At 72.6% G+C, this 10,604-nt stretch carries 9 protein-coding genes; 6 read left to right on the top strand and 3 right to left on the bottom strand.

The features are described from left to right. Both JSX79_RS16255 and JSX79_RS16250 read left to right on the top strand, forming a co-directional pair. Positions 1 to 1,041: sensor histidine kinase (locus tag JSX79_RS16255; protein ID WP_229087145.1), on the top strand; the 1,041-nt coding region annotated here is incomplete at its 5' end. Beyond that, complete coding sequence (locus JSX79_RS16250; RefSeq protein WP_070418455.1) at positions 1,038 to 2,087, top strand: hypothetical protein; 1,050 nt, start codon at positions 1,038 to 1,040, stop codon at positions 2,085 to 2,087. The genes JSX79_RS16255 and JSX79_RS16250, both read left to right, overlap by 4 nt. A gap of 409 nt (positions 2,088 to 2,496) precedes the next feature. Here the strand turns inward: JSX79_RS16250 and JSX79_RS16245 are convergent, their stop codons facing one another. Together JSX79_RS16245 and JSX79_RS16240 are read right to left on the bottom strand one after the other, a co-directional pair. Then, entirely contained in the window at positions 2,497 to 2,763 is a 267-nt protein-coding gene (locus tag JSX79_RS16245; protein WP_083403379.1) for an acyl-CoA carboxylase subunit epsilon, read from the bottom strand. Positions 2,764 to 2,776: 13 nt separating this feature from the next. Beyond that, positions 2,777 to 4,372: an acyl-CoA carboxylase subunit beta gene (locus tag JSX79_RS16240; RefSeq protein WP_229087144.1), complete on the bottom strand. Its 1,596-nt coding sequence runs from the start codon at positions 4,370 to 4,372 to the stop codon at positions 2,777 to 2,779. 73 nt (positions 4,373 to 4,445) lie between these two features. On the opposite strand from JSX79_RS16240, the gene JSX79_RS16235 reads away from it, so the two are divergent. The 4 genes from JSX79_RS16235 (at position 4,446) to JSX79_RS16220 (ending at position 9,067) form a co-directional block, all read left to right on the top strand. After that, positions 4,446 to 5,246 carry a biotin--[acetyl-CoA-carboxylase] ligase gene (locus JSX79_RS16235; protein ID WP_083403378.1) on the top strand — a complete coding sequence of 267 codons (801 nt, stop codon included), beginning with the start codon at positions 4,446 to 4,448 and terminating at the stop codon, positions 5,244 to 5,246. 4 nt (positions 5,247 to 5,250) lie between these two features. Beyond that, complete coding sequence (locus JSX79_RS16230; RefSeq protein WP_070418457.1) at positions 5,251 to 5,799, top strand: PH domain-containing protein; 549 nt, start codon at positions 5,251 to 5,253, stop codon at positions 5,797 to 5,799. A 62-nt stretch (positions 5,800 to 5,861) separates the two neighbouring features. Beyond that, positions 5,862 to 7,169 (top strand): UDP-glucose/GDP-mannose dehydrogenase family protein, encoded by a 1,308-nt coding sequence (locus tag JSX79_RS16225; protein ID WP_071295778.1) that lies wholly within the window; start codon positions 5,862 to 5,864, stop codon positions 7,167 to 7,169. A 20-nt stretch (positions 7,170 to 7,189) separates the two neighbouring features. Next, the gene (locus tag JSX79_RS16220; protein WP_229087143.1) at positions 7,190 to 9,067 is read left to right on the top strand and encodes a glycosyltransferase family 39 protein; all 1,878 of its coding nucleotides are present in this window, start codon (positions 7,190 to 7,192) and stop codon (positions 9,065 to 9,067) included. Here JSX79_RS16220 and JSX79_RS16215 read toward each other — a convergent pair. Next, entirely contained in the window at positions 9,048 to 10,595 is a 1,548-nt protein-coding gene (locus JSX79_RS16215; RefSeq protein ID WP_229087142.1) for a DUF2142 domain-containing protein, read from the bottom strand. The two genes, JSX79_RS16220 and JSX79_RS16215, sit on opposite strands and share 20 nt — an antisense overlap. Between the last annotated feature and the right edge of the window lie 9 nt (positions 10,596 to 10,604).

Here is a 10,604-nt window from a genome sequence, read left to right as displayed (position 1 = left end):
GTCGTCGCGTTGGCGCTCGCCGCGTCGTTCCTCTTCGTCGGGGCGTCCGTCTTCGCGAGACGCCTGGCACAGATCGCGCAGATCGTGTGCGCCCTGGTGTTCCTCGTCGCCCTCGTCACCTGGCCGTTGACCGTGCAGGAGCCGATCCCGTCCGACCAGGCACCGTGGCCCTGGTGGCTCTGCACCGTGGGGTCGACCGCGGCCGCGATGGGCTTCGCCCCGTGGCGGGCGTCCGTCTACACCGCCCTCGTGCCGGCCGTGTACGTGGCCATCCGGTTCACCCCGCTGGGCGGCGACGCGGGTGTCGGGGCGTTGCTCAACGGCTTCTACACGGCGATCCTCAGCGGGGCCGCCCTCATCATCGTGATCGTGCTCCGCCGTGCAGCGGCAGCCGTCGACGCAGCCCAGGCCACGGCCGTCCGGCGGTACTCGCACGCGATCCGCGAGCACGCCACCGAGGTCGAGCGGGTCCAGGTCGACGCGATCGTCCACGACAGCGTGCTCACGACGCTCCTCTCCGCCGCCCGGGCCGACACCCGCGATGCCGAGATGCTCGCCGCGCGGATGGCCCGGAACGCCATCGACCACCTCGAGGCCGCGGCGGCGGACGGCCCCGGGGACGCACCCCCGGTCTCCCTCGTGGACCTGCGGACCCGCATCTCCGACGCCGTCGGTGCGCTCGCGGCGCCGGTGCGGGTCGACCGTGGGCACGTCGGGTCGATCCGGGTGCCCGCGATCGTCGCGGACGCCGTCGCCTCGGCGGCCGTCCAGGCAGCGGTGAACAGCGTGCAGCACGCCGGTCCGGCCGAGGTCGACCGGTGGATCGTCGTCGAGCAGCGCGGTGCCGGCGTCCACGTCGAGGTCGGGGACGACGGTGCGGGCTTCGACATCGCGGGGATCCCCGCCGAACGACTCGGCGTCCGCCGTTCGATCGTGGAGCGGGTGGTCGCCGCCGGGGGCACCGCCGAGATCGTCACCGCGCCGGGGGCGGGCACCCGTGTGCTGCTCGACTGGGCGCCGGCAGCGGGGGAGCACCGGTGAAGGCCTCACTCCCGGCCGGGGTCGCGATCGGGCTCGCGACGCTCTTCTCCGTGTACCACCTCGTCCTCGCGGCGACGACGCTCCCCGGAGCCGCCCAGATCGGGCCGGTCGTCGCGTGCATGGTCCTCTACGCTGCGGCGACCGGTGTCGCGGTGTTCGTGCCCGGTCGGCCGCTCCCGGTCTGGGCGACGTGCTTCGCGCTCGCGACGGCCGTGGTGCTGCCCGTCGTCGCCTCGCCCACGGTCGACCTGACCGCCGGCCCGGGGAACGGCACGTGGTGGATCGCCGCGGTCGGCACGCTGATGGTCGTCCTCGTCGTGCGCGCGCGCGTCGCGTTCGCCTGGGTCGGTGTCGGGTTCCTCACCGTGCACGCCGTCGCGTGGGCCGGACTCGGGGCGCTCGGCTCGCTCGGCGTGCTCGGCAGTGTGGTGTGGGTGGTGATCGCCACCGGCCTCACGGCCGCGATGAGTCGTGCCACCCGTGTCACCCGCGACTTCGTCCGCGCCGAGCAGGAGACCGCCGACTGGCAGGCGGCGCAGGACGCCCACGTCTTCGAGCGGCAGTTCCGGCTCAGCCAGACGACGCGCATGGCGCTGCCGATGCTCCAGCGGATCATCGAGACCGGCGGTGACCTGGACGACGCGGAGCGTGCCGAGTGCCTGCACCTCGAACAGGCCATCCGCGACGAGATCCGGGGCCGGTCGCTGCTCTCGGAGGACGTCCGCGACGAGGTCATGCGCCTCCGTCGTCGTGGCGCCACGGTGCAGCTGCACGACGACGGCGGTCTCGACGACCTCGAGATCGACGACCTGCGCCGGGTGCACGCCCGCATCGCCGAGGCCCTGCGCCAGGCGCGGGAGGCCGACAACGTGATCATCCGGACCGTCCCCGAGGGGTCCGAGTCCGCCGTGACCGTCGTGGGGCTGCGGCTCGACCTCGCGGCGAGCGAGTCGGCGGCGCTCGGAGCGGGGATGGACGACGAGGACGGCGACGAGGACGAATCGGTCGTCGTGTGGCTCGAGATCCCGCGGCACGAGACCGTCTGAGGCGGACCGACCCCGAACGTCGTCGGCGCCGCGCGGACGACAGCGCCCGGAAACGGGGAACGGGCCGGTCGGATACCGACCGGCCCGTTCACGACCCGAGTCTGAGCGACAACCCGAATATCGCCCTGACTCGTAGCTGGTAGGTGGCTTCGTACCCTAGTCGGCCACCGACCTGCGATGTTCTTCGTTGAAGGACACCGAACACGAACTACTATGCCTGCAGCCGAACGCTCTGTCAGTCGTCATTATGGGGGACAAAATCGGCCATTTCCGCCGCCCTCGGCCCCTGCTGTCCCCCGTCTGCGGGGAGACCGACCGGGAATCCTGCGGTCGGGGCGCCGAGACCGCCCGGTACCCAGGGGTACATGGTCGCCCGCACCGTGCGGCACGCGCAAGCCCCCGGAGCGGCTCAGCGGAGCGATCGGCTCCAGGCGCCGGCACCGTGCTCGAGCGGCCGACGGAGTCCCCGGGCGGACACGTCCCACCCCGAGCGCGGCGACACGGTGACCTCGGGACGGCCGAGCGACGCCGCCTCGTCCGCCTGACGCTGCAGGACGGCGATGACGGCGGCGAGCTCCTCCGGCGTGGGCTCGCCGGAGACGACACGGACGTCGGCGGCCGCCGCGACCGCCTGGTCGACGGGGACCGCGGGGACCACTGCTGCGTGGCGGCCCATCAGCGTGCGCCCGTCACAGCGGGATGTTCCCGTGCTTCTTGGGCGGCAGCGTCGCGCGCTTGCCACGGAGGGCCCGCAGCGCCTTGACGACCGAGACGCGCGTCGCGTGCGGCTGGATGATCCCGTCGAGCTCGCCGCGCTCGGCCGCGAGGTACGGGGACGCGACGTTGTACGTGTACTCGTTCGCGAGCTTCGCACGCACGGCCGCGACGTCCTCGCCGGACTCCTCGGCGCGCTTGATCTCGGCGCGGTACAGGATGTTGACGGCGCCCTGGCCACCCATGACGGCGATCTCGGCGGTCGGCCACGCGAGGTTGATGTCGGCGCCGAGCTGCTTCGAGCCCATGACGATGTACGCGCCGCCGTACGCCTTGCGGGTGATGACGGTGACGAGCGGCACGGTGGCCTCGGCGTAGGCGTACAGGAGCTTGGCGCCGCGGCGGATGACACCGGTCCACTCCTGGTCGGTGCCGGGCAGGTAGCCGGGCACGTCGACGAGGGTGAGGATCGGGATGCCGAACGCGTCGCAGAACCGGACGAAGCGCGCGGCCTTCTCGCCGGCGTCGATGTTCAGCGTGCCGGCCATCGCCTGCGGCTGGTTCGCGATGATGCCGACCGTGCGGCCCTCGACCCGACCGAAGCCGATGAGGATGTTCGGCGCGAAGAGCGGCTGGACCTCGAGGAACTCGCCGTCGTCGACGATGTGCTCGATGATCGCCGTCACGTCGTACGGCTGGTTCGTGGAGTCCGGGATGACGACGTCGAGCTCGCGGTCGGCGTCGGTCGTCTCGAGCTCGGGCGCGACGTCGTAGGCCGGCGCGTCGGACAGGTTGTTGTCCGGCAGGAAGCCGATGAGCGAGCGGGCGTAGTCGAGCGCGTCGGACTCGTCCTCGGCGAGGTAGTGCGCGACGCCGGAGATCGCGTTGTGCGTCTGCGCGCCGCCGAGCTCCTCGAAGCCGACGTCCTCGCCGGTGACGGTCTTGATGACGTCGGGGCCGGTGACGAACATGTGGCTGGTCTTGTCGACCATGATCACGAAGTCGGTGAGGGCGGGGGAGTACACCGCACCGCCCGCTGCCGGGCCCATCACGATCGAGATCTGCGGGATGACGCCGGAGGCCTGGGTGTTGAGGCGGAAGATCTCGCCGTACTTGCCGAGGGCGACGACGCCTTCCTGGATGCGGGCGCCACCGGAGTCGAGGATGCCGATGATCGGCACGCCCGTCTTCAGCGCGTGCTCCATCACCTTGATGATCTTCTCGCCGGCGACCTCGCCGAGGGAGCCGCCGAAGACGGTGAAGTCCTGCGCGTACACGGCGACGTTGCGGCCGTGGATGGTGCCGAAGCCGGTGACGACCGCGTCGCCGTAGGGCCGCTTCGACTCCATGCCGAAGGCGTGGGTGCGGTGGCGGACGAACTCGTCGAGCTCCACGAAGGAGTTCTCGTCGAGCAGCTGCTCGATGCGTTCGCGCGCCGTGGTCTTGCCCTTGGCGTGCTGCTTCGCGATGGCGGCCTCGCCCGCGGCGGTCACTGCTTCGTGGTACCGCTCGCGGAGGTCGGCGAGCCGGCCGGCCGTCGTCGAGAGATCGGGGGTGTCTCCTGGGGTCACCCGCTCACCCTACCGGCGGCGACGGCGGGGTCGGTTGGAGGACCCCCACGGTTCCTGCCCGTAGATTTGCTGCATGTCCACACCTGCGTCGTCGACGTTCCCGCTGAGCCGAACCGTCGTCGAGGCCGCGGGCGCGGTGCTCACCGAGCCGGTGACGACCGGGTCGACGAACGCCGACCTGCTCGCCCTCGCGACGACGCAGCCGCACGGCAGCGTCGTGGCGACGCTCGACCAGACCGCGGGTCGCGGCCGCCTCGACCGGACCTGGTCGGCGCCCGCCGGCCAGACGCTCGCGGCGAGCGTGCTCGTCCGCGCGGACCTCGACGACCGCGACCGCGGGTGGCTGCCGCTCGTCGCCGGCGCCGCGATGCGCGACGCGATCGTCGCCGTGCTGCACGGTCCGGAGCGTGTCGCGGTGAAGTGGCCCAACGACGTCCAGATCGACGGCCGCAAGGTCTGCGGCATCCTCTGCCAGGTCGCCGCCGACGGCAGCGTCGTCGTCGGCGCCGGCGTGAACCTGACCATCCCCGCCGACCGGCTGCCGACGCCGACGGCGACCTCGCTCGCGGTCGCCGGCGCGACGGGCTCGGCACCGGACCTCGCCGACCGTGTGCTGTCCGCGTTCCTCCGCGCGGTCCAGGAGGCCGTGGTCGCCCTGGTCGCCGGCGGTGCGGCCGCGGACGGGGTCCGGTCCCACGTCCGGTCGGCCTGCGGCACGATCGGGCAGCGGGTGCGCCTCGAGCTGCCGGACGGCACCACCTCGGAGGGGGACGCGACCGGCATCGACGACGACGGCCGGATCACGATCCGGGATCGAGCGGGCGTCTCCAGGGGCGTCGCCGTGGGGGACGTCACCCACCTGCGGTATGCATGACGGCATGACCGACGAGCCGCCGCCCGAACGCGTGGTCGCGCGGCTGCGCCCGCACGCTCGCCGGCTCGTGCGCCCCGCGGTGTTCGTGGTGCTCGTCATGCTCGCCGGCGGGTTCGGCTTCGGGGTGTTCCGGGCACAGCTCGCCTGGCTGAACGCCGTCGTCGCCGGTCTCGTGGTGCTCCTCGTGTTCCTCGGCGGCGCGATGCCGCTGTTCCGCTGGATGTCGGAGCGCTACGTGGTGACCACCAGGCGCCTCGTCGTCGTGCACGGACTCGGCACGCGCACCCGGCGGGAGCTCCTGCACTCGCGGGGCTACGACGTGACGGTGCGTCGCCGCGGCCTGCAGGGGGTGTTCCGGTCCGGCGACGTCCTCGTGTTCCCCGGCGACGAGCCGGCCCTGGTGCTCGGCGACGTGCCACATGCGGACCTCGTCGTGGCGGTCCTGCACGACCTCGTCGAGGCGCACGAGGCCCGGCGACGGCACCGCGAACCCGACTGGGACGAGATCGTCGGCGGGGCGGATCGACCGCGATGGGGCGACGTCAGACCCTGACGATGTCTCGACAGCGGGCGGTGCGGACGAGAACCGCGCCGAGGTTCCGGTACCGTCTTCCCGTGCGTATCTCTGTCATCGGCTGCGGTTACCTCGGTGCCGTGCACGCCGCCTCCATGGCCAAGCTCGGGCACGAAGTCGTCGCAGTCGACGTCGACCCGGTCAAGATCGAGCGGCTCGCCGCGGGTGAGGCTCCCTTCTTCGAGCCCGGTCTCCCCGAGATCCTGCGGTCGGCGCTGGCCTCCGGCCGCATCCGCTTCACCACCGACATGGCCGAGGTCGCCGGTGCGCGCGTGCACTTCCTCGCCGTCGGCACGCCGCAGGGGCCGACCGGCGCCGCGGACCTCACGTACGTCGACGCCGCCGTCGCCGCGCTCACGCCGCACCTCGCCGCCGGCGAGTTCGTCGTCGGCAAGTCGACGGTCCCCGTCGGCACGGCCGCGCGCCTCGCAGCCGAGGTGTCCGAGGCGGTCCCCGGTGCGACGCTCGTCTGGAACCCCGAGTTCCTCCGCGAGGGCTTCGCGGTGCAGGACACGATCAGCCCGGACCGCTTCGTCTACGGCGTGCCCGACGGCGACGCCGGACAGGCCGCGGTCGAGGCCCTCGACGAGGTCTACGCCGAGGCCCTGGCGAGCGGCACGCCCCGGCTCGTGGTCAACCTGCCCACGGCCGAGCTCGTGAAGATCAGCGCGAACGCGTTCCTCGCGACGAAGATCTCGTTCATCAACTCGATGGCGGAGATCGCCGAGGTCGCCGGTGCCGACGTCACGGCGCTCGCCGACGCGATCGGCCACGACGCCCGCATCGGCCGCAAGTTCCTCAACGCCGGCCTCGGCTTCGGCGGCGGGTGCCTGCCGAAGGACATCCGAGCGTTCCAGGCGCGGGCGGACGAGCTCGGCGTCGGGGAGTCCCTGGCGTTCCTGGCCGACGTCGACGCCACGAACCTCCGTCGTCGCGCGCACGTCGTCGAGCTCGCGCAGGAGCTCCTCGGCGGGGTCGTCGCGGGCAAGCGCGTCGCCGTGCTCGGCCTGGCCTTCAAGCCGAACTCCGACGACGTCCGTGACTCGCCGGCGCTCGACATCGCCGCCCGGCTGCTGGGCCTCGGTGCCTCGGTCGCCGCGTACGACCCGGAAGCCGTCGTCACGGCGCGCCGCGTGCACCCCGAGCTCGACTACACCGAGAGCGCGACCGATGCCCTGCGTGACGCCGACCTCGTGCTCGTCCTCACCGAGTGGACCGAGTTCCGCGAGCTCGACCCGGCCGTGGCCGCCTCGCTCGTGGCGACGCCCGTCGTGATCGACGGGCGCAACTGCCTCGACCGCGACGCCTGGACGGCTGCCGGCTTCACCTACCGCGGCATGGGCCGCTGAACACCACGCGGGGGAGCAGCATGACGATCGACGACGCCGTGACGACCGACGAGCCGGTCGTCGACGCTCCCGTGGAGCACCGACGCCGCTTCGGGGCCTTCCACGAGGGACGGCGCCCGTCGCGGGTGTCCCTGCTCGCGAACGGTGCGCTGCTCCTCGTCGCCTCACTGCTCGTCGCCGTGATCGCGTTCCGCACGCGGCTCGAGATGACGAACATCGACGGCATCTCGTACATGTCGATCGCGAAGCAGTACGCCGAGTGGCACTGGGCGGACGCCGTGAACGGCTACTGGTCGCCGATGGTGTCCTGGCTGATGGCGCCCTTCATCGCCGTCGGTGTCGGGCAGACCACGGCCTTCGCGATCGTGAACACGCTGTCCTGCGTCGCCGTGATGGCGATGGGGGCGTGGCTGCTGCTCCGGACGACCGGCAACGGCTGGACCGCCGCGTGGTCGATCGCCGCGACGGCACCGCTCCTGATGGCGAACGTCAGCCTGCAGACCCCGGACACCCTCGTGCTCGTGTGGTGCCTCGGGTTCCTCTGGGCCCTGCTCGCTGCCGACCGCGCCTGGCACGGCTCGGTGCGACGGATCGTGCTCACCGCGGTGCTGCTCGGCGCCGTGTGCGCGTTCGGGTACTTCACGAAGGCGTTCCTCGTCCCGGTGTTCCTCGTGGTGGTGCCGGTGTGGGCGGTCGTCCGCTGGTTCCAGGACCGCCCCGAGGCCCGCGAGCGCCGGTCCGTCCTGCTGCCCGTCGTCGCCCTCGTCGCCGTGGTCCTCGTCTCCGCGCCGTGGGCCATCGCCCTGTCGGTGAAGTTCGGCGGCATCGAGGTCGGCTCGTCGCTGACCGTGAACGTCTCCGGCAAGTTCAGCGACACGTCGAGCACCGACGGCGACGAGTACCGCATCGCGACGCCGCCGAACGCCCGTGCGGTGTCGCCGAACGAGGACCGCACGCCGTCGATCTACGACGCCGGCATCCTCGAGGCCGAGCGCACGCTTCCAGCGGTGTCGCAGCCGGGCGCCGAGGCCGCTCCGACCGAGAGCCACACCACGACCCTCGTCGGCAAGGTGCGGTACTACGTCGAGCAGCGGCTCGAGGCGTTGCCGTACTACTTCAACCGCATCGGGTCGTTCGCACCGTTCGCGCTCGCGATCGGCGTCGTCTTCGTCGGCGCGGTCGTGGCGGGCGTCGTGCACTACCGCCGGTTCGTCTTCGCGAGCATCGTCGGCATCTTCTCCGGGGTGTACCTGCTCGGCTACGCGGGGATCGCGACGGTGGACACGCAGGGCGGCAACGCGCGCTACTACCTCCCGCTCTTCATCGGGTCGGTCCTGATCGCCGGGGCACTCCTGCCCGCGTTCTGGCGGGCGGCTCGTCGGGGACGTCGTGTGCGGCAGGTCGTCGCCGTGGCCGCGTGCGCCGTCCTGGTGGTCGCTGCGTACAGCCAGAACGTCAACGGCGTGAAGGCGCCCTTCTCGACGATGGGCACGCGCCCGTCGGGCATCCCCGTCGGGCAGGTGTTCGGCGGGGTCATCACCCCGGACGAACCGCTCTCGGACCTGCTGCTGGCCAACCACACGCTGCCCGCCGGCAGCACGATCCTCGGGACGAACACCCGGGACGCCACGCTCGTCGCGTTCCGCACCGGCACGCAGATGTACGGCGAACCGGGCCAGGAGTACGACTACCAGGACCCGTCGTTCGTCGCACTGCTCAAGAAGTCGGGCGTGCAGTACTTCCTGAACTACACGAACGCCCTCATCCCGAAGGACCGGGACTACTCGGCGATCGGCACGCTGGAGGACAGCTTCACCGTCCAGCAGACGTGCCAGGACATCCGGTCCGCGCCGGTCCAGGCCTGCCGGGTCGACGTCGTCAAGGTGTCGGGGAACTGACCTCGGTCGGCGTGCTGCGGGTCGGGGTGACCCACACCCGCAGCACGCCGCCGGTCAGCCCGACCGCGACGAGCACCGCGACGACGGCGACCACGGCGAACGGCACCGGACCCCACGACTCGTAGCGGGCGATGCTCGCGGCCGAGAGCGGTCCGGTCGCGGCGTTCCAGAACCACCCGGCGGCGACCGCGAGGCCCCAGAGCCCGATGGCCGGGAGCACCACGGCCAGCACCCGGGGCAGCACGGCCGTCCCGCGCCCGGGCAGGGGCAGCCGCCGCCACGCCACGGCGCTCAGCACGACGAGGCAGAGCAGCGCCGGGAACAGGTAGCGGCCCTGCGTGCCCGCGACCTCGGTCGTGTCGAGGTAGGCCTTCGCGCTGCTCGCGGTCTGCAGGAGCAGCAGGAGCGCGGGGAACACCGCGAGTGTCCAGGCGGTGCGCCGGGTCCGGCCACGGCGGAACGCCCAGCCGACGAGCACGACGAGCGCGACGAGCGTCAGGACCGCCGTGAGGAGGTCGCCGATGCTCACCTGCGCGCGCTGCCCCGGGGAGCCCCAGAAGGTCCGGGCGAGGGTGCCCCAGCTGACGTCGAGGAAGTGCCACACCGATGGCCCCTGGCCGTCGGGGAACGGGCGGTCGGGTCGGATCGCGGCGTACCCGTCCGGCTGCAGGGTGCGGAACAGCCAGAGGTTGCGCAGCCACCACCAGGCGCCGATCACCGCGGCCACGCCGAGGGCGACGGCGGCCCGGAGGACGCGACGGCGGAACGGGACGACACCCGCACCGGCGACGAGGGCCACGACCGCGACGAACGGCACCGCCGGCAGCCCCGTGCCCTTCGTCCAGACGAGCAGCCCGAGCGCGACCCCGAGCCCGACGAGCGTCCGGCGTCGCAGGTCCCCGGTGAGGAGCCGCGTCGCGAGCCACACCACGACGCCGCCGAGCAGGAACGTCAGGGCGTCGTTCGTCACGGAGGCCCCGATCGACGCCAGCTGCGGCGTCGCGAACAGCGCGAGTGCGCCCATCAGGCCCGCCCGCGGCGACCGGGTGACCCGCCGGACCGAAGCCCACGCGAGGAGCGCGAGCGGCGTCACGAGCAGCGCGTCCACGAGCCGGAGCGCGACGAGGGCGTGGTCCCAGCGGAGCGAGCCGTAGTGCAGCACGCGGAGCACGACGGCGTCCACCACGTAGGCCGTCGGCGGGTGCTGCGTCATCTGGTCGACCGTCGCGGAGTCGCCGGGGTGCGCCGCGAGCAGCTCGCTCACGGTCGACCACGTCGAAGAGTCCCCGGCGACCTGTTCCCGTTGCGCGGCCTGCACGGCGTTCGACACGTGCAACGTCCCCGGTGCCGGCCAACCGGACCCGGTGGCGACGTGCACGGCGGCGTCGAGGTGCGCGGGCTCGTCCGGTGCCTGGAAGGCCGGCACGACGATCGCCCAGAGCACCAGCCAGAGCCCGAACACCGCCGTCAGGACGGCGACCCACAGCCCCTCGCTCCGCGAGACGACGGGGTGCGGTTCGGACTGCATCGAGCGGAC

This window comes from Curtobacterium sp. GD1 (genome assembly GCF_020882855.1).
In the GTDB taxonomy this organism is placed as follows: domain Bacteria; phylum Actinomycetota; class Actinomycetes; order Actinomycetales; family Microbacteriaceae; genus Curtobacterium.
The sequence above is the reverse complement of the archived record's forward strand: the minus strand, read 5'-3'. Positions and strand labels throughout refer to the sequence as shown.

Excerpts from the sequence above, each read along its gene's own strand:
- JSX79_RS16245 (WP_083403379.1), bottom strand. The coding sequence starts at position 2,763 with ATGGGCCGCCACGCAGCAGTGGTCCCCGCGGTCCCCGTCGACCAGGCG.
- JSX79_RS16235 (WP_083403378.1), top strand. The coding sequence starts at position 4,446 with ATGTCCACACCTGCGTCGTCGACGTTCCCGCTGAGCCGAACCGTCGTC.
- JSX79_RS16230 (WP_070418457.1), top strand. The coding sequence starts at position 5,251 with ATGACCGACGAGCCGCCGCCCGAACGCGTGGTCGCGCGGCTGCGCCCG.
- JSX79_RS16220 (WP_229087143.1), top strand. The coding sequence starts at position 7,190 with ATGACGATCGACGACGCCGTGACGACCGACGAGCCGGTCGTCGACGCT.
- JSX79_RS16215 (WP_229087142.1), bottom strand. The coding sequence starts at position 10,595 with ATGCAGTCCGAACCGCACCCCGTCGTCTCGCGGAGCGAGGGGCTGTGG.